This window comes from Nocardia jejuensis NBRC 103114 (assembly GCF_001613145.1).
Classification (GTDB): Bacteria; Actinomycetota; Actinomycetes; order Mycobacteriales; family Mycobacteriaceae; genus Nocardia; species Nocardia jejuensis.
This window is the reverse complement of the sequence record NZ_BDBU01000025.1, coordinates 1-17,183: the sequence shown is the minus strand read 5'-3', so window position 1 is coordinate 17,183 and position 17,183 is coordinate 1. Positions and strand designations below refer to the sequence as shown.

Genomic DNA, 17,183 nt, shown 5'->3' with positions numbered 1-17,183 from the left:
CACATAGTGACCTTCGTGGGTATCGCCTCGCGAAGCCAGCCCCAGGAAACAGGGTGCGCCCGGCGGAGCCGAGCCTCGGCCGCGGTCAGATCGGCCGGAGCGCGATCATCTTGCGCAGCCGCGCGCGGTCACGCTCCACGCGCCGTGCCTCGTAGGCGATGGGGAAATACCGCACCCGCTCGGGCAGCTTCGGGACGGTGCGGCCGATGACCCAGCCCAGCACGCGCAGGGTGCGCTCGTCCTGCTCGGACCACTCCAGGCCGAGCTTCTCGCGAATGATCTCGGGGGTGGTGCCCACGGTGAAGAAGTTCTGCATGCGTCCGATGGGCGCGGTCGTGGCGCGCCACAGGGGACGCAGCGCGGCCGGAACCTGCTTCGGCGGAGCCAGCTCGCGCGAGACCTTCAGATAGTCGTAGGCGACGTTCGTGACGATCAGGTGGTTCTCCACCTGATCGGCGAACCACGGCTCCCACTCGGCGAAGGTGGCCGGAATCTCCTTGGGCGGCACCGAGAAGTTGCGCATCAGCTGCACGACCTCCTGGTAGTACGACTCCTTCGCCTCCTCGGTGAGTTTCTCGGTGGAGAAGTACTTGTTGCCCTCGGTGAAGGCGAAGATCGCGGTGTGCAGCACCCAGGCCCACGGACCCGAGGACAGCGCCTGGTGCTTGACGCCCTGGGCGTCCGTGGAGTTCAGGGTGGCGTGCATCGCGCGCAGGCGGTCGGCCTCGCCGAGTGCCTCCTCGCCGCCGTAGATCCACATCATCACCGAGGCGATGCTGCGGGCGGCGCGGCCGAGGGCGTCGGTGCGGAAGCTGGAGTGCTCGTCCACGACCGCCGCGATGCTCGGCTCCATCGTCTGCAACAGGAAGGCCGATCCCGCGGTCAGGGAGAAGGTGATCAGGCCGGTGTCTTCCCACATCCGGCTGCCGGGCCCGAACGGGCGGCGCTCGGGACGGGGAGCGGTGGTCGCATGATCGAGCGGCGCGACGGCGGCGGTCATGGTGATCTCCTTTGATCACAGGCTGCCGGAACCCGGCAACGACACGATGAGAGAATTACTTGTAAATCTTCTCATCATCTCCGACGAGTGGCAACCCTCACACCGATCGCGCGGGACGGGACAACCCGCTCGAGGTGGGTATTCGCCCGGAAAAGTTCCGTAAATCCGATACCCCAGATCTTGTTCGGCGGAGGCCGCTGCGGTGTGCTGTAGGCAGCGTGCGGTTGACCGTCACGAACAAGTAACCAGCACAACATAATTCAACGGAACACTGTTGAATCAGGTGCTGTGTGACAGCGAACGGGAGTGCACATGAGCGTGATGTCGGCGAGTTTCGTTCGCTCGCCCACGGTGTTCGTTGCGGTGCGAGACCACCTACGTGAATTCGTAGCGCGCCATACCTACACCCCGGACGAGCGGGCCCGACGACTGGCCGGGTACGCCCCGACCGCGGTCCTCGGCACCGCTTCGAGATAGCTGATTCGCAGGAGTCGCGATGGTCGCCGGTCGATGCCGTCGCGACTCCCGCGGATCGAGCGGGCCCCGGCACGGTTCCGTGCCGGGGCCCGCCGACTTCCTCCGGCAAGTTGTCAGGTGAGTCGAGTTGTCAGTTGAGCCGAATTGTCAGGTGCGTCGAATTCAGCTGACCAGGTTCTTGCGCAGCTTCAGAATGGTTCCCGCGTCCAGGCCGAGCCCTTTGGTGAGGAACTTGCCGAAGTCGCCGTACTTGTCCTCCATCGCCTGCACGGCGGCGTCGAGATAGTCATCGCGCACCTCCTGCAGCGGAATGAGCAGGTCCGGGTTCTGCATGATCCCACCGGCTTTCAGCTGATCGCGCAGTGCCTTGTCCGCGGCCGCCCGGTACTGGTTGGACAGCAGATAATCCTGGCGCGCGGTGGTTTCCGGCACGCCGACCGCCCGCAGCAGGACGTACGACATCCAGCCGGTGCGATCCTTGCCCGCGGTGCAGTGGAACAGGGTCGCGTTCTTCGTCTCCGCAAGATCCCGCGCGGTCTGCCCGAACTTGGACAGCGAGTCCGCGTTCATGAAGCTGCGGTACATGTCCGCCATGATCTGCTCGGCCTTGCCGTCCCCCAGCAATGCCTGCTGCTGCGCCGGATCCTTCGACCCGATCGCCTGATTCATCTTGGCGAACATCCCGGTGTCGTCGATCGTGCGGGACACCGCGCTGACTCCCGACGGCAACCGGTCCGCCCCCAGGACCTGCACCTCGAGCGGCGTCCGGAAATCGATCACCGACTGCACCTTCAGCGTCCCGAGCTTCTGCACGTCCGCATCGGTCAACTTCCCCAGCGCGTCCGCCCGAATCACCTTCCCGGCCTTGATCTTCTCCCCGTCGTAGGTGCGATACCCGCCCAGATCCCGGACGTTCACCGCCCCCTGCAACTCGATCTTCGTCCCGGCCGCCGCCAGGCCCGCCGGATCGGCGGAAGCCACCGTCGCCGTCGTCCCTCCGCACACCGCGACCGCGGCCACCGCCATTGTCAGAATCGAAAATTTAACCCGTGCAAATGAATTGACCTTCATGGCCCGAGACAGTAGGTAAGCACCCGTTCACACAACCCCCGCAACCTGTGAACCGTCCCACCCACGAAGACTCTCCACCCGCCCACCAGGACCACCCCTGGACATCCGCCCCGAGAGCGTTTTCCCTTCCGCCCCAACCGAATTCCACCCCGACATATGCGGATCAGAAATATGGATATCAGAAACCGGCCCCCGGGGCAATCCTCCCGCGAACTCACATATTCCGCTCAGAGTTGCCTGCTCAGCAGGCGACGGCCGTCGTCGTGGAAACCGCGCGCGAGGTAGTAGGCGAACAGATGTCCGACGTCGCGACCGTTCGGCGCCACGACCAACTCCAGCGATGGGCAGCCGCGCTCGCGCGCCCAGGCGGCACTGTCGTCGATGAGCCGCCCCGCCAGCCCGCGCCGCCGCTCCGCGGGCAGCACGAAAAGGTCGTCGAGCACGGCGATCGGCCCGCTCTCCAGACCGAATCCGGTACTGGTGAGGGCGTAGCCGAGCAGCCCTTCTCCCGAATCCACGACGGCGACCCGCACCCCGGGCGCGGCCAGCAACACCGCGAGATTCGCACCCAGCGCCCGTTCATCGCTGACGACGCCGTCTTCGGTGTAGAACGAAAAAGCCAACGCCGTCACCGCGTCCAGATCATCAACGGTGGCGACACGCACGGCAGGGGAGAAAAACGTCATACCCGCAGTACATTCCACCGGACTCGATCGGACAAACGATTTCTATCCAGACCGATACCCGTTATCGCGGTCGCGGAAAAAACGAAGCGGCGGTGACCATTTCGAACAATGGTCACCGCCGCTTCGTTATCGACTTCTGCGTACCGACGGCCTGGTGATCAGGCCGCACATGCAGGTCGGGCTTACACGTCGAAGTACAGCTCGAACTCGTACGGGTGCGGGCGCAGGTTGATCGGGGCGATCTCCTGGCTGCGCTTGATGTCGATCCAGGTCTCGATCAGGTCGGGGGTGAACACGCCGCCCTCGGTGAGGTACTCGTGGTCTTCCTCGAGGCGATCGATGACCGAGGCCAGCGAGGTGGGGGCCTGCGGGATGTTCTTGGCCTCCTCGGGCGGCAGCTCGTAGAGGTCCTTGTCGACCGGAGCGAGCGGCTCGATCTTCTTCTTGATGCCGTCGATGCCGGCCATCAGCATGGCCGCGAAGGCCAGGTACGGGTTACCCGAGGAGTCAGGCGCGCGGAACTCGATGCGCTTGGCCTTCGGGTTCGAGCCGGTGATCGGGATACGCACGGCAGCCGAGCGGTTGCGCTGCGAGTACACCAGGTTGATGGGGGCTTCGTAGCCCGGCACCAGGCGGTGGTACGAGTTGACGGTCGGGTTGGTGAACGCCAGCAGCGACGGGGCGTGGTGCAGGATGCCGCCGATGTAGTGACGCGCGATGTCCGACAGACCCGCGTAGCCGGCCTCGTCGTGGAACAGCGGCTTGCCGTCCTTCCACAGCGACATGTGGGCGTGCATGCCCGAGCCGTTGTCGCCGAAGAGGGGCTTCGGCATGAAGGTGACGGTCTTGCCCTGCGCCCAGGCGGTGTTCTTCACGATGTACTTGAACAGCTGCAGGTCATCAGCCGCACCGAGCAGGCTGTTGAACTTGTAGTTGATCTCGGCCTGACCGGCGGTGCCGACCTCGTGGTGGCCGCGCTCCAGCTCGAAGCCCGCGTTCTGCAGGTTGGTCGAGATGGTGTCGCGCAGGTCGACGTAGTGGTCGTACGGCGCGACGGGGAAGTAACCACCCTTGTTGCGAACCTTGTAGCCACGGTTCGGGGTGCCGTCGGCGTTGTACTCCGCGCCGGTGTTCCAGGAGCCGGAGATCGAATCGATCTCGTAGAAGGCGCCGTTCATGGCCGAGTCGTAACGGATCGAGTCGAAGATGTAGAACTCCGCCTCGGCGCCGATGTAGCAGGTGTCGGCGATACCGGTCGACTTCAAGTACTCCTCCGCCTTGCGCGCGATGTTGCGCGGGTCGCGGGAGTAGGCCTCACGAGTGAACGGGTCGTGGACGAAGAAGTTCAGGTTCAGCGTCTTCGCGGCCCGGAAGGGATCGATCCGCGCAGTGCTGAAGTCGGGCAGCAGCAGCATGTCCGACTCATCGATCGACTGGAAGCCGCGGACGGACGAACCGTCGAACGCGAGGCCCTCTTCAGCCAGGTCGGCCGTGAAAGCCTTCGCCGGGATCGAGAAGTGCTGCTGCACACCGGGGAGGTCGGTGAAGCGAATATCGACGTATTCGACCTCCTCCTCCTTGAGGAACTTGATGACCTCGTCGGCCGTGCTGAACGCCACTTAGTACTCCTTACGGATCGGTTCCCAGCCGGTTATCGCATGGGTTCGTCGCGTCCAGACGCTATGGACGCGGTGTTTCCTCGCAATCAAGGCTGTGTTTCGCCAGTGTTACACGTACAGCTGGCCGGGGGTTCGGCGGTGCCCCCGGGGTCTCGGAGCCACCATTTCGACAGTCGAGTGTTGCTCGACCAGCACCGATATCCTGCCACTGACCACACGGAACGGACCACCGCGACGCCGAAAAAACAGGGCTCTCACACCCTGACGGCGCGTGTTGGTGAGAATCCTCACCAATCCGCACCCGCTCGGCAACTCGAGACGCTGGAGGGTTGCGCGCGTCACGTCCCGCATGGGGTGCGGAAGGCCGGAAAACCGGACGCATAAGCTGGGTTCATGGCGCGCATGACCGGTTCCTGGCTGTCCGGACCGAACGGTGATCCCGGAGAAGCATCGCCCGGTGACTATCCCGGCAAGGATCTCGGACTCCCCAAAGCGGGTGTCGGCGCGCTCGTTCCGATGGCCCGCCGGATCGCGGCGCTGGTGGTCGACTGGTTCATTTCGATCGGTCTGGCCGCGATCATCGTGCGGCCGGATGCGGACAGGATCATCTCCAAGATGGATCTCGCCCCCGGTCAGCAGCCGCCCTCGAACTTCGTGGTCGTGATGGGCTCGTTGTCCACGCCGACCCTGCTGGTCTGGTTCGTGCTCGGGGTCGGCGCGGTGACGCTGTTCGGCTTCACACCGGGCCAGTACTTCCTGAAACTGAGGGTCGCGCGGGTCGATATCGCGGCGCCGGTCGGTTTCGTCCGGGCGCTCGCTCGTCAGGCCATCCTGGTCTTCGTGGTTCCGGCCCTGTTCACCGATGCCGACGGCCGTGGCATGCACGACCGCGCCACCGGCACCGGCCTGGTTCGCAGCCGCTGATCCGCACTCGTCCGGACCTGTGATCCGGTTACTTCCGGGCATCCATATCGATGCCCGTAATTCGGCGCGTCGGGATTCCAATAGTCGCCATCTATAACGATCATGGGTTCGATGTCGATTACCCATGGTGCGCTTGTGCACCCTGGTGCCAGATGTTGCCGAACGTTCACCCTGTGTTGCTTTCGATCGGTATCGTGGCGGCCGTTCTTCGTCGTGCAGCGTATGCGCTCGTGATGAGGGATAGCTGTTGATGTGCTGATGGAGGATCCATGGACCAGGAACACCGCGCGACCGTTCGAAAGATCGGCCGTCGGTCATTGCTGGCGTCCACAGGCCTGCTGGGCCTGGTCGCGGCCGGAGCGGCGGTGAGTGCGGGCGTCAACGCCACTCCCGGTACGGACGGTGTGTCGCGGACCCTGCACGGTGATCGACTTCCGAACGGGGTCGCGCCGGCCTCCATCGGCATCGAGCCGCTGATCCGCACCGAACGGGTGTACTCCGCGGCTCGCTCGCGCGAGGTGGACATCGTCACCATCCTGCCGCCGGGCGTGCCCACCCAGGGGCTGCCCATGTCGCTGATGCTGCACGGTCTGCACGGGAACGCGCGCAATGCCGCGGTCGGCGGGCTCGCCGACATCCTGGCCGCCGCGGTCGCGACCCGGCTGGTCCCCGCGTTCGGCTTCCTCGCGGTCGACGGCGGCGACAACTACTGGCACGAGCACTACTCCGGTGACGATCCGATGAGCATGCTGCTGGACGAGGCCCCCGGCTGGCTGGCCGCGCGCGGGCTCGGCGGACCGGGCGGCGAACCGTTCGCCTGCACCGGTGTCTCCATGGGCGGGTTCGGCGCGCTGCTGTACGGGCGCCGCCGCACCGAGCGCGGACGTCCGGCCAACGCCATCGCGACCATCTCACCCGGCCTGATCACCAACTGGTCGGAAATGTCCAAGCGCAATGCCTTCACCGACCAGGAGCAGTGGACCTCGCTGGATCCGCTGCGCAATATCGACAAGCTCGGGCCGTCCCCGACGGGCCTGTGGGTGGGCGATCACGATCGGTTCATCGAGGGCTGCCGGCAGTTCATCGGCTCGGCGCGGCTGGAGGTCGGCCAGGTCAGCCCCGGTGCGCACACCGAGGAGTATTGGCGCACGGTCACTCCCGACGTGGTGCGCTTCCTGGGCCGCCACGTCGGCTGAGCATCCGGATGCCCCTGCCGCAATCGCCCGTTATCCGAGGTTGCGGCGTAGTCTGACTCCCAGTTCCGATCGGGTGCCCGTGTCGATCGGACGCCTGCCGTTGAGTCGGAGGGAGCGATCGGATGAGTGTTTTTTCGCCCGGGTTCCAGGGCAGACCACGCCCGAAGAGCGACCGGCTACCACCCGGCCAATACCTGACCGAGGATTTCCCGGTGCTCTCGACCGGGCCGACGCCCACGGTCGACCTGAACCGCTGGCAGTTCTCGGTCACCGATGAATCGGGCCGCCAGTACAGCTGGAGCTGGCCGCAATTCATGTCGCTGCCGCAGTCGCGCCCGCACGTGGACATCCACTGTGTGACCCGCTGGTCCAAACTCGACACCGACTGGCAGGGCGTCTCGCTCGACGACCTCCTCGAGAACGTCGACACCCAGGCCGAATACGCGATGATCACCAGCTACGGCGGCTACACCACCAACCTGCCGCTCGAGGACCTCACCGACGGCAAAGCCTGGATCGTGCACACCTTCGACGGCCAGGACCTGCATCCCGAACACGGCGGCCCCGCTCGCCTGCTGGTCCCGCACCTGTACTTCTGGAAATCGGCCAAGTGGGTCAAGAGCATTCGCCTCCTGGACCAGGACGAGCCCGGATTCTGGGAGGCCGCCGGCTATCACAGCTACGGCGACCCGTGGCGCGAGCAGCGCTACCAGGGCGACTGATGCGCTGGCAGCCCGCCGAACTCGTCGCCGCCCGCTTCGAAACCCCCTCCGCCCGCACCCTCACCCTGCGCGTCCCCGCCTGGCCCGGGCACCTCCCCGGCCAGCACATGGACGTGCGCCTCACCGCCCCCGACGGCTATCACGCCGAACGCAGCTACTCCCTCGCCGCACCGGCCGACGGCGACCTCATCGAACTCACCGTCCAGCGCGTCCCCGACGGGGAAGTCTCGGGCTACCTCGTCGACGGCCTCCCGATCGGCGCGAGCATCGAAGTCCGAGGCCCGGTCGGCGGCTGGTTCGTCTGGCGCCCCGACCGCGGTGGTCCAGCCGTCCTCATCGCGGGCGGCTCCGGCATCGTCCCGCTCGTCGCCATGCTGCGAGCCCGCCGAAAGTCCGCCGCCCCCAACCCGTTCCGAGTGATCTACTCCCTGCGCGATCCGGAGGATCTGTACTACCGCGAGGAACTGACCGCCTCGCCCGGGTCCGCCTCGAGCGCTATCGGCACCGAGTCGGCACGGCTGATCGGCAGCGCGGCCCCGGCCGACAGGGCCGCTGTCGACAGTGCGATTCTCGTCGGCGAGAGCAGCCGTGGGACAACCCCCGGATCCGGCGGGCCGGTTCACCTCGCCGAGTCGGGGCCCGATGGCATCGATGTCTTCCTGGCCTACACCCGCAGCGCCCCACCGGGATTCGAGCGCCCGGCGCAGCGGCTCACGGCCGAGGAGATCGCGCAGTGGTCGCTGCCGCCCGGCTCGGAGGTCACCTGCTACGTCTGCGGCCCGACGCCGTTCGTCGAATTCGCCGCCGCCGCACTGGTATCCGCCGGACACGACCCGGCCATGATCAGAACCGAACGCTTCGGACCGACGGGGAAGTAGCCATGCCGAACCCTTACACGTATGCGAGCGGCACCGGCGAGGAGCACTATCTCGACGGAAACGCCTTGGCCGGAACACTGTCCGAGATCTTCGCCACCGACCCCACCGGCTGCGGCTGCCGCTGCGGCGGCTGCGGCGTGATCGAGCCCCTGGCTCGCGCCCTGGTGTACCTGGACTGTCCGGGGACCATCGCCCGCTGCGCACACTGCTCGACGGTCATCCTCCGCATCACGACAACCCCCGAAGGACGCTGGCTCGACCTCGGTGCGGGCGCGTCGATCTGCTTGCCCGTGCCCGAGTGATCGATCGCTGCGGGAGCCATCGGCCACTCTCACCGCATGAAAAAGCCCGCGTCCACAAGTTGGACGCGGGCTTCGTGGAGCCGAGTGTCAGCGGCGGCGGATGGAGCGCTGCACGCCGCGCATCTTCGCGCCGCCGGGCAGCGGACCCTTCGGCAGCGCCGGGCCGCCGCGGGTCGCGAGCGCCGAGAGCCGTCCCTCGATCAGGTCCATGCGCTTGGCGTCGATATTGCGCGGCAGCTTGGTCAGGTAGCGCTGCAGGTCCTTGATCGAGACCTGGTCGCCCTCGGTGCCGATGATCACGTCGTAGATCGGGGTGTCGCCGACGATCCGCGAGACCTTCTTCTTCTCCTGCGCGAGAAGCGACTTCACCCGCGACGGCGAGCCCTCGGCCACGAGCACCACGCCGGGCAGGCCGATCACGCGGTGCACGGCGTCCAACTGGGTGGTCGCCGCGACGCCCGGGGTGACCCGCCACTTGCCCTGCAGGTTGTCCAGCACCCAGGCCGCCGCTCCCGCCTGGCCCTCGGCCTTGGCGTAGACGTTCTTCTGCACGCGCCGTCCGAAGAGGATGAACGCGGCCAGCCCGCCCAGCAGCAGACCGACCGGAAGCAGGAACCACTGCAGTCCGAAGATCAGGCCGATCACCAGGAACAGCACGGTCACGCCGAGGAACGCGCCGATCATCAGCGGCAGCAGGAGTTTGTCTTCCTTGCGCTGCATCTGGAACGCCTGCCAGAGCTGCTGGCGACGTTCCTTCGATGCCTGCTTGCGCGCCGCCTTCGCCGCTGCTTTGGCTTCCTTCGACGGAGTACCGCCCTTACCTGCTGCCATGCCGTCCAGAATAGTGGCCGGGCGGCGCGTGGTCGCGACTGGACCGTCCGTGGCGTGACCGACTGGTCTGGTTCGGGCTGTATCCCAGGGGTTGGGACACGGATTCGACGCGCCCGCGACACCCCCGACCGGCGCGCCGTCGTTTTGGTCGGACTCGTCCGAATCTGATCTCCTGAATCACCCGGTGCGGTTTTCGGATGGAGCCGGGCTCAGCTCTTCGCCTTGGCTCGAACGCCGTCGGCCAACTGCTGGGGCATCGCCTCGTGGCGGGCGTAGCTGCGGGTGAAGGTGGCCGCGCCGTGGGCCAGCGAACGCAGGTCCACGGCATAGCGGTTCAGTTCCAGTTCCGGGACCTCGGCGCGAATCTCGGTGCGGCCCAGGCTCACCGGCTCGGTGCCCAGCACCCGCCCGCGACGACTGGACAGATCGACCAGGATCGATCCCACATAGTCGTCGGCGACCACCACCCGCACCGCGTCGATCGGTTCCAGCACGCTGATCCGCGCTCCGGCCGCGGCCTCGCGCAGCGCGAGACCGCCCGCCAGCTGGAAGGCGGCATCGGAGGAATCGACCGAATGCGCCTTGCCCTCCAGCAGCGTCACCCGCACATCGACCAGCGGATACCCTGCGGTGATACCCCGCGCGGCCTGGGCGCGCACGCCCTTCTCCACCGACGGAATGAACTGCCGGGGCACGACGCCCCCGACCACCTTGTCCACGAACTCGATTCCGGACCCCTCCGGCAGCGGCGCGACGTCGATCTCACAGATCGCGAACTGCCCGTGCCCGCCGGACTGCTTCACATGCCTGCCCTTGCCGGAACCGTTGGTGGCGAAGGTTTCCCGCAGCGCCACCTGATGCTCGATCACGTTCACCTGCACGCCGAACCGTGCGCGCAGCCGCTCCAGCGCGACCTCCCGATGCGCCTCGCCCAGACACCAGAGCACCAGCTGATGGGTGTGCGGGTTCTGCTCCAGCCGCACCGTCGGATCCTCCGCGACCAGCCGAGCCAGCCCCTGGGAGAGCTTGTCCTCATCGGCCTTGCTGTGTGCCTCGATCGCAACCGGCAGCAGCGGATCGGGCATGTGCCAGGGCTCGATCAGCAGCGGAGAGTCCTTGGCGGACAGCGTGTCTCCGGTCTCGGCGCGCGAGAGCTTGGTGACGCACACGATGTCGCCCGCGATCGCCTGCCCCAGCGGGCGCTGCTGTTTGCCGAACGGAGCCGACACCGCGCCGACCCGCTCGCTGGAATCGTGGATGCCGGTCTCGGTCGGCCCGTGCCCGCACACGTACACGGTGTCGTCGGCGGTGAGGGTGCCGGAAAAGATTCGCACCAGCGACATTCGGCCCACGTACGGGTCCGAGGCGGTTCGGATCACCTCGGCCGCCAGCGGACCGCGTGGATCGCACGTGAGCGCCGAGACCTTCCCGTTCATGCTCGTCGCGGACACCGGATGCTCAGCGGGAGTGGGGAATCCGCGCGTGATCAGATCCAGGATCTCCACCGTCCCGAGTCCCTGCCGCGCACCCTCGGGCGGCGGTGCGGCGATCAGCACCGGATGGAAGCTGCCGCGCGCCACGGCCTTCTCCAGATCCCGCACCAGCGTGCCCAGGTCGATGTCCTCGCCGCTGAGGTAGCGGTCCATGAGAGTCTCGTCCTCGCTCTCGGCGATGATCCCCTCGATGAGCCGATCGCGCGCCTCCCGCATCACCTCTCGTTGCTCGTCGTCCGCGGGCGTTTCCAGGCGCTCCCCGCTCGCGTAGTCGTAGACGTGCTGGGTCAATAGATCGATCAGCCCGACGACCGGCCGGTGGCCGTCCCCGCCTTTGTCCCCGTACACCGGAAGGTGCAGCGGCAGTATCGATTCCGAGACTCCGCCGCCGAGTACCTCCCGGCACGTCTCGGTCATCTCGTCGAAATCGGCTCGCGCGGTGTCCACATGGGTGAGCACGATCGCCCGCGGCATGCCCACGCCCGCGCATTCCTCCCACAGCGCCCGCGTCGCACCGCCGACTCCCTGCACGCCCGAGGCGGCCGAGAGCACGAAAAGGGCCGCGTCCGCTGCTCGCAGACCGGCCCTGAGTTCCCCGACGAAATCCGCGTACCCGGGTGTGTCCAGCAGATTGACCTTGATCCGCTCCCAGGCCATCGGCACCACCGACAATTGCACCGAACGCTGTTGTCGCTGCTCGATGTCGTCGTAGTCCGAGACCGAGGTGCCGTCCTCCACGCGCCCGGCTCGCACCACCGCCCCCGTGGCCACGGCCAGGGCTTCCACCAGCGTGGTCTTGCCCGATCCGCTGTGGCCGACCAGCGCCACATTCCGTATGTCGTCCGGTCTTTCGGCCGTGAAGACTCTGCCGTTGACGCCCGAGGACGCCGTCGTTCGCTCGACCATTGGCTCGCTCCGAGATCGATTCGTGCCGTGCTTCGAGCTTCCCACCGGCACCCGCGTCCCGTCCACGATTCGCCCGATCCGATGCGCGTGACACCCGGTCGACGAGCAGCCGACCCGGTGCGGAACGTTGACCGAACTGCGTGGGAACTAGAGTCCGCGACCTCGCGGCGGTGATTGCTCGGCGGTCGAAATGCCGCTGGACCGCCGGCGAGTGCGTCCCCGCATCCACCCGGACAGCACACAACCGCCGTCGAAGTCCGATCGGGAATCTTCGGCGGCGGTTGCGGTGTCGTCGGGAAATCTACGAGCCGAAGCGCGCGAGCACGCTGGTGGCTTCCTGGCTGGCGGTGCCGCCCTCGGCGAGATGTGCCATCTCCGGGGAGATTTCGCGGCCGTGGTGCGCCATCGCCTGCGCGTAGAGGCGACCGGCGCGGTACGACGAGCGCACCAGCGGCCCCGCCATCACACCGGCGAAGCCCATCGCGGTCGCGGCGTCGGAGTGCTCGACGAACTCCTCCGGCTTCACCCACCGGTCGACCGGGTGGTGCAGCGGTGAGGGCCGCAGGTACTGGGTGATGGTGAGGATGTCGGTTCCGGCGTCGTGCAGATCCTGCATGGCCTGGGTGACTTCCTCGAACGTCTCGCCCATGCCGAGGATGAGGTTGGACTTGGTGACCAGTCCGTCCTCACGCGCCGCGGTGATCACCGCGAGCGAGCGCTCGTACCGGAACGCGGGCCGGATGCGCTTGAACACGCGCGGCACCGTCTCCACATTGTGCGCCAGCACCTCCGGACGCGAGGAGAACACCTCGGCCAGCTGCTCGGGCACGGCGTTGAAGTCCGGGATCAGCAACTCCACGCCGGTGCTCGGATTGAGCCGCTTGATCGCGCGAACGGTCTCCGCGTACAGCCACGCGCCGCCGTCCTCGAGATCGTCGCGGGCCACACCGGTGATGGTGGAGTAGCGCAGCCCCATGGCCTGCACGCTCTCGGCCACGCGCCGGGGCTCGTCACGATCGAGTGCGGTGGGTTTGCCGGTGGCGATCTGGCAGAAGTCGCAGCGGCGGGTGCACTGTTCACCGCCGATGAGGAAGGTGGCCTCGCGGTCCTCCCAGCACTCGAAGATGTTGGGACAGCCCGCTTCCTCGCAGACCGTGTGCAGCCCTTCGCGTTTCACCAAACCCTTGAGCTCGGTGTACTCCGGCCCCATGGTGGCTTTGGTGCGAATCCACTTGGGCTTGCGCTCGATCGGGGTCTCGGCGTTGCGGGCCTCGATGCGCAGCAGCTTGCGGCCGGCCGCGAGCGAAGCGTTGGCTCCGGGGGCGGCGGGTTGCGTAACCACGGAGGGGTCCGGGACCGTCGCTGTCGGTTCAGCTCCGGCTGGATTATCGGGTGTCGGGGTATCGACGGAGGTCACTTTGTCCACCCTACGCTCGTGATCATTCGGCTTCGGCGGGCACCTTCTCGGCGGCCGGGACCGGTCGCGCGACGCTGTGCCGGGTGACCGGAAGGTCGCCGTCCAAGGCCCGGAGGATGGCATCGGCGACCAGCGGGCGAACTTCGGACACCGTCACCTCGCGGCCCAGTTCCCGGCTCAGCGTGGTGACTCCGGCGTCGCGAATTCCGCACGGCACGATGGCCTGGAAACCGTCCAGCGTCGAATTGCAGTTCAGTGAGATGCCGTGCATGGCGACCCCGCGCTGCACCCGCACACCGATCGCGGCGACCTTGCGCTCGGGTAGATAGTCGGTGGCGGGCAGCCAGACTCCGGAGCGGCCGTCGACCCGGCCGGTCTCGAGTCCGAACCCGGCGCACACGAAGATCAGCGCTTCCTCGAGCCTGCGCACGTACGCGACGACGTCGACCGGTTCGGCGAGCCGGATGATCGGATAACCCACGAGTTGCCCCGGCCCGTGCCAGGTGATCTTGCCGCCGCGATCCACCTCGATCACCGGGCTGCCGTCCATCGGCATGTCGGCGGCCTCGGTGCGCCGGCCCGCGGTGAACACGAACGGATGCTCGAGCAGCAGCAGGCGATCCTGACCCGAGCCCTCGGCGCGTTCGGCGGCGATCTCGCGCTGCCGCTCCCACGCTGCCCGGTAGTCGATCAGACCCAGATCCTCGATGACCAGGGGAGTGCTGTCGAGGCGGGCGGAAGCTGTCGCGCCCGCAAAGGTCGCTGTCGCACCGGAGGAGCCGGGAGGCGCTGCCCGACCTGAAGTCGAGGTCTGATCGGAAGTAGGTACTGGGCCGCGGGCCGTATCGGCGGCGGAGCCTGAGGCCGTGGTGACGGCCGGTGTGCTCGGGGCGGCGGTGGTGCTCTCGCTCACGACAGCGACGTTACGCCATCGTCGAGCACGATCTGCATCAGTGTCAGATCCATCCAGCGCCCGAACTTGTACCCCACCTCGGGCATCTGCCCGGTGATCCGGAACCCGAACTTCTCGTGCAGGGTGATCGAGGTGGTGTTGCTCGATTCGATGGCCGCGATCATGGTGTGCACGTCCGACTTTCGCGCCCGCGCCAGCAGCTCGGTCATGAGCGCCCCGGCCACACCCCGCCGCTGGAATCGATCCGCCACGTACACCGAATTCTCCACCGAGAACCGATATCCCGACTTCGGCCGGAACTGCCCGTAACTCGCGTATCCCGCGACGGCCCCGTCGATCTCGGCGACCAGAATCGGGCAGCCCGCCGCCGCGCGCGCGTCGAACCACGCCTGCCGCTCGCTCAGCTCAGCGGGTTCGGTATCCCAGATGGCAGTGGTCTCCGCGATGGCGAGGTTGTGAATCACCAGGATCTCCGGCAGATCACCCTCACGCGCGTCCCGCACGAGCAGATCCGCTCGCGCAATCACCGATGGTTCGTTGCTCACGCCCCACACGCTATCCCCGCACCCCCTGTGACCTGTATCGCGCCGGTCACACACCCACGCGGCACGCCGGTTACACAACCGCATCGGTGGTCGGTGTGCACGACTGCGGGATATCGGCCGGGCGGCCCGGCGATCGCTATGACGCGGTGCATCGTGGCGTGCCGATCGGTGCCGGAACGTCGCGCTCGCGAAATCGGCGCGTCCATCGAGAGGGCGATTGCCCCGGGGGGCACGACCCCGATGCCGCGACTCAGCTACGGCGGCCGATCGTGGCGGCCAGGGCCGCGCCGATGGTGGGATGCCGGAAGTCGTATCCGGCTTCTTCCAGGACGGTGGGAATTGCCCTGGGGCCGTGCAGGATTCCCTCTTCCGCGAGCTCGCCGACGGCGAGCTTCAGCGCGAACGCGGGGATCGGCAGGGGAGTGGGCCGGTGCAGCGCGCGACCCAGCGCACGAGTGAACTCCGCGTTGGTCACCGGCGCGGGCCCGACCAGATTGACAGGGCCGGAGACGGTTTCGTTGTTCAGGGCGAAGACGATTCCGCCGACCTCGTCGTCGAGCGAGATCCACGGCACGTACTGCCGCCCGTTGCCGAGCCTGCCGCCCAATCCGAGGGAATACAGCGGCTGCAACATCCCCAGCATTCCGCCGTGCCGTGCCATGACCACCGCCGAACGCAGCAGCACGGTGCGCACCCCGGCCTCGGAAGCCTCCCGGGTGGCGTCCTCCCAGTCCACGCACAGGCTCGCGAGGAATCCTGTTCCGGCGGAGGAGTTCTCGGTGACGACGCGGTCACCGCTGTCGCCGCCGTAGTAGTGCACTCCGCTGGCGTTCACCAGCGTCGGCACCCCCATGGCGGCGACCGCGGCGGCCAGCACGTCGGTCGGGACGATGCGGCTGTCGCGCAGCTCCTGTTTGTAGCTGCCGGTCCACCGCTGCTGCCCGATGCCCGCGCCGCAGAGATTCACCACGGCGTCGGCGTCGCGCAGCGCCCGTTCGTTCAGGTCGGCTCGGGATGGGTCCCAGGTGAACTCATCCCGCGCACGGACGGGACGGCGCACCAGACGGGTGACTTGGTGCCCGTCGCGGCGCAGTGCCGCGACGAGCGCCGTCCCGATCAACCCGGACGAACCGGCGATCACGACCTTCATTCGTACTTCCTACAGGCCGAGGTCGCCCTCGAAGCCCGCCTCTTCCAGCCGATGCCGGATGGTGCTCACGAAACGGCCCGCGTCGGCGCCGTCGATGAGGCGGTGATCGTAGGTCAGCGGCAGGTAGGCCATCGAGCGGATGCCGATGTACTCGTTGCCGTCGTCCGCGATCACCATGGGGCGCTTGACGATCGCGCCGGTGCCCAGCATTCCGGCCTGCGGCGGGAGCAGGATCGGGGTGTCGAAGAGCGCACCCTGCGAACCGATGTTCGTGATGGTGAACGTGCCACCGGAGAGCTCGTCCGGCTTGAGGCCGCCGTTGCGAGCGCGGTTGGCGATATCGGCGATGGCGCGTGCCAGGCCGGCCAGCGACAGGTCGTTCGCGTTGTGGATGACCGGCGAGAGCAGACCCTGGTCGGTGTCCACGGCGATGCCCAGGTTGACCACCGAGTGGTAGGTGATCTCCTTGGTATCGGCGTTGTACGAGGCGTTGACATTCGGGTGCACCCCGAGCGCCTCGATCGCCGCCTTCGCGAAGAACGGCAGGAACGTGATGTTCACGCCTTCACGCTGCTTGAACGCGGCTTTGGCGCGGTTGCGCAGCGCGGCCACCTTGGTCATGTCGACCTCGTGCACCTGGGTGAGCTGCGCGGTGCTCTGCAGCGACTCCAGGGTCTTGGTGGCGGTGATCTGCCGGATACGGCTGGCCTTCTGCACGGTGCCCGGCAGGTGCGCCAGGCTCGGACGCGGGGCCGCGGTGGCGGCGGGCGCGGCCGGTGCGGCGGCGGGAGCCGGTTCGGCAGCGGCCGGAGCCGGGGCCTTCTTGGCTTCCGCGGCGGCCAGCACATCCTGCTTGCGGATGCGGCCGCCGACACCGGAACCGGTGATGCTCGACAGGTCGACGTTGTTCTCCGAGGCCAGCTTTCGCACCAGCGGGGTCACGTACGGACCGCCGCCGTTGCTGGAGGGCTCGTCGGCCGGGGTCGCCGCGGCCGGAACCGGAGCGGACTTCGGAGCCGGGGCGGCGGGGGCCGGAGCCGGTGCGGGCTTCGG

General features: G+C 67.4%; 16 protein-coding genes. 5 read left to right on the top strand and 11 right to left on the bottom strand.

What is annotated here, in order from left to right:
* Positions 1-85: 85 nt before the first annotated feature.
* The 4 genes from NJ1_RS20495 to glnA all read right to left on the bottom strand — a co-directional run bounded on the left by NJ1_RS20495 (position 86) and on the right by glnA (position 4,853).
* Positions 86-1,000: an oxygenase MpaB family protein gene (locus NJ1_RS20495; protein WP_067696889.1), complete on the bottom strand. Its 915-nt coding sequence runs from the start codon at positions 998-1,000 to the stop codon at positions 86-88.
* A 639-nt stretch (positions 1,001-1,639) separates the two neighbouring features.
* Complete coding sequence (locus NJ1_RS20490) at positions 1,640-2,548, bottom strand: tyrosine-protein phosphatase (RefSeq protein WP_245717490.1); 909 nt, start codon at positions 2,546-2,548, stop codon at positions 1,640-1,642.
* Positions 2,549-2,775: 227 nt separating this feature from the next.
* Complete coding sequence (locus NJ1_RS20485) at positions 2,776-3,234, bottom strand: GNAT family N-acetyltransferase (protein ID WP_067696885.1); 459 nt, start codon at positions 3,232-3,234, stop codon at positions 2,776-2,778.
* Between the two features lie 182 nt (positions 3,235-3,416).
* Complete coding sequence (gene glnA / locus NJ1_RS20480) at positions 3,417-4,853, bottom strand: type I glutamate--ammonia ligase (RefSeq protein WP_067696882.1); 1,437 nt, start codon at positions 4,851-4,853, stop codon at positions 3,417-3,419.
* A 393-nt stretch (positions 4,854-5,246) separates the two neighbouring features.
* Between glnA and NJ1_RS20475 the strand changes: the two genes are divergently transcribed.
* From NJ1_RS20475 to NJ1_RS20455, 5 genes are all read left to right on the top strand, one after another.
* Positions 5,247-5,777: an RDD family protein gene (locus NJ1_RS20475; RefSeq protein ID WP_067696880.1), complete on the top strand. Its 531-nt coding sequence runs from the start codon at positions 5,247-5,249 to the stop codon at positions 5,775-5,777.
* A 269-nt stretch (positions 5,778-6,046) separates the two neighbouring features.
* The gene (locus NJ1_RS20470; protein WP_067696877.1) at positions 6,047-6,973 is read left to right on the top strand and encodes an alpha/beta hydrolase; all 927 of its coding nucleotides are present in this window, start codon (positions 6,047-6,049) and stop codon (positions 6,971-6,973) included.
* A gap of 122 nt (positions 6,974-7,095) precedes the next feature.
* A complete protein-coding gene (locus tag NJ1_RS20465; protein WP_067696874.1) occupies positions 7,096-7,695 on the top strand; it encodes a sulfite oxidase-like oxidoreductase in 600 nt (199 codons plus the stop codon).
* The gene (locus NJ1_RS20460) at positions 7,695-8,573 is read left to right on the top strand and encodes a ferredoxin reductase (RefSeq protein WP_067696871.1); all 879 of its coding nucleotides are present in this window, start codon (positions 7,695-7,697) and stop codon (positions 8,571-8,573) included. Before NJ1_RS20465 ends, NJ1_RS20460 begins: the two co-directional genes overlap by 1 nt.
* Positions 8,574-8,575: 2 nt before the next feature.
* Positions 8,576-8,875, top strand: a complete 300-nt coding sequence (locus NJ1_RS20455) for a DUF6510 family protein (protein ID WP_067696867.1) — start codon at positions 8,576-8,578, stop codon at positions 8,873-8,875.
* Positions 8,876-8,962: 87 nt separating this feature from the next.
* Here the strand turns inward: NJ1_RS20455 and NJ1_RS20450 are convergent, their stop codons facing one another.
* The 7 genes from NJ1_RS20450 to sucB all read right to left on the bottom strand — a co-directional run.
* Entirely contained in the window at positions 8,963-9,706 is a 744-nt protein-coding gene (locus NJ1_RS20450; protein ID WP_174557101.1) for a DUF4191 domain-containing protein, read from the bottom strand.
* A gap of 209 nt (positions 9,707-9,915) precedes the next feature.
* A complete protein-coding gene (locus NJ1_RS20445; protein ID WP_067696861.1) occupies positions 9,916-12,105 on the bottom strand; it encodes an elongation factor G-like protein EF-G2 in 2,190 nt (729 codons plus the stop codon).
* Between the two features lie 301 nt (positions 12,106-12,406).
* Complete coding sequence (gene lipA / locus NJ1_RS20440; RefSeq protein ID WP_067696858.1) at positions 12,407-13,447, bottom strand: lipoyl synthase; 1,041 nt, start codon at positions 13,445-13,447, stop codon at positions 12,407-12,409.
* Between the two features lie 97 nt (positions 13,448-13,544).
* Positions 13,545-14,435 carry a lipoyl(octanoyl) transferase LipB gene (gene lipB / locus NJ1_RS20435; protein WP_084478560.1) on the bottom strand — a complete coding sequence of 297 codons (891 nt, stop codon included), beginning with the start codon at positions 14,433-14,435 and terminating at the stop codon, positions 13,545-13,547.
* The gene (locus NJ1_RS20430; protein ID WP_067697130.1) at positions 14,432-14,944 is read right to left on the bottom strand and encodes a GNAT family N-acetyltransferase; all 513 of its coding nucleotides are present in this window, start codon (positions 14,942-14,944) and stop codon (positions 14,432-14,434) included. Before NJ1_RS20430 ends, lipB begins: the two co-directional genes overlap by 4 nt.
* A gap of 286 nt (positions 14,945-15,230) precedes the next feature.
* Entirely contained in the window at positions 15,231-16,130 is a 900-nt protein-coding gene (locus NJ1_RS20425) for a TIGR01777 family oxidoreductase (protein ID WP_067696855.1), read from the bottom strand.
* Positions 16,131-16,139: 9 nt separating this feature from the next.
* The coding region (sucB, locus tag NJ1_RS20420; RefSeq protein WP_067696851.1) for a 2-oxoglutarate dehydrogenase, E2 component, dihydrolipoamide succinyltransferase at positions 16,140-17,183 on the bottom strand (1,044 nt) is incomplete at its 5' end.

Coding starts and splice junctions, on each gene's coding strand:
- NJ1_RS20460 (WP_067696871.1), top strand. CDS start 7,695: ATGCGCTGGCAGCCCGCCGAACTCGTCGCCGCCCGCTTCGAAACCCCC.
- NJ1_RS20445 (WP_067696861.1), bottom strand. CDS start 12,105: ATGGTCGAGCGAACGACGGCGTCCTCGGGCGTCAACGGCAGAGTCTTC.
- NJ1_RS20465 (WP_067696874.1), top strand. CDS start 7,096: ATGAGTGTTTTTTCGCCCGGGTTCCAGGGCAGACCACGCCCGAAGAGC.
- NJ1_RS20485 (WP_067696885.1), bottom strand. CDS start 3,234: ATGACGTTTTTCTCCCCTGCCGTGCGTGTCGCCACCGTTGATGATCTG.
- NJ1_RS20470 (WP_067696877.1), top strand. CDS start 6,047: ATGGACCAGGAACACCGCGCGACCGTTCGAAAGATCGGCCGTCGGTCA.
- NJ1_RS20455 (WP_067696867.1), top strand. CDS start 8,576: ATGCCGAACCCTTACACGTATGCGAGCGGCACCGGCGAGGAGCACTAT.
- NJ1_RS20495 (WP_067696889.1), bottom strand. CDS start 1,000: ATGACCGCCGCCGTCGCGCCGCTCGATCATGCGACCACCGCTCCCCGT.
- NJ1_RS20490 (WP_245717490.1), bottom strand. CDS start 2,548: ATGAAGGTCAATTCATTTGCACGGGTTAAATTTTCGATTCTGACAATG.
- NJ1_RS20425 (WP_067696855.1), bottom strand. CDS start 16,130: ATGAAGGTCGTGATCGCCGGTTCGTCCGGGTTGATCGGGACGGCGCTC.
- NJ1_RS20475 (WP_067696880.1), top strand. CDS start 5,247: ATGGCGCGCATGACCGGTTCCTGGCTGTCCGGACCGAACGGTGATCCC.
- NJ1_RS20450 (WP_174557101.1), bottom strand. CDS start 9,706: ATGGCAGCAGGTAAGGGCGGTACTCCGTCGAAGGAAGCCAAAGCAGCG.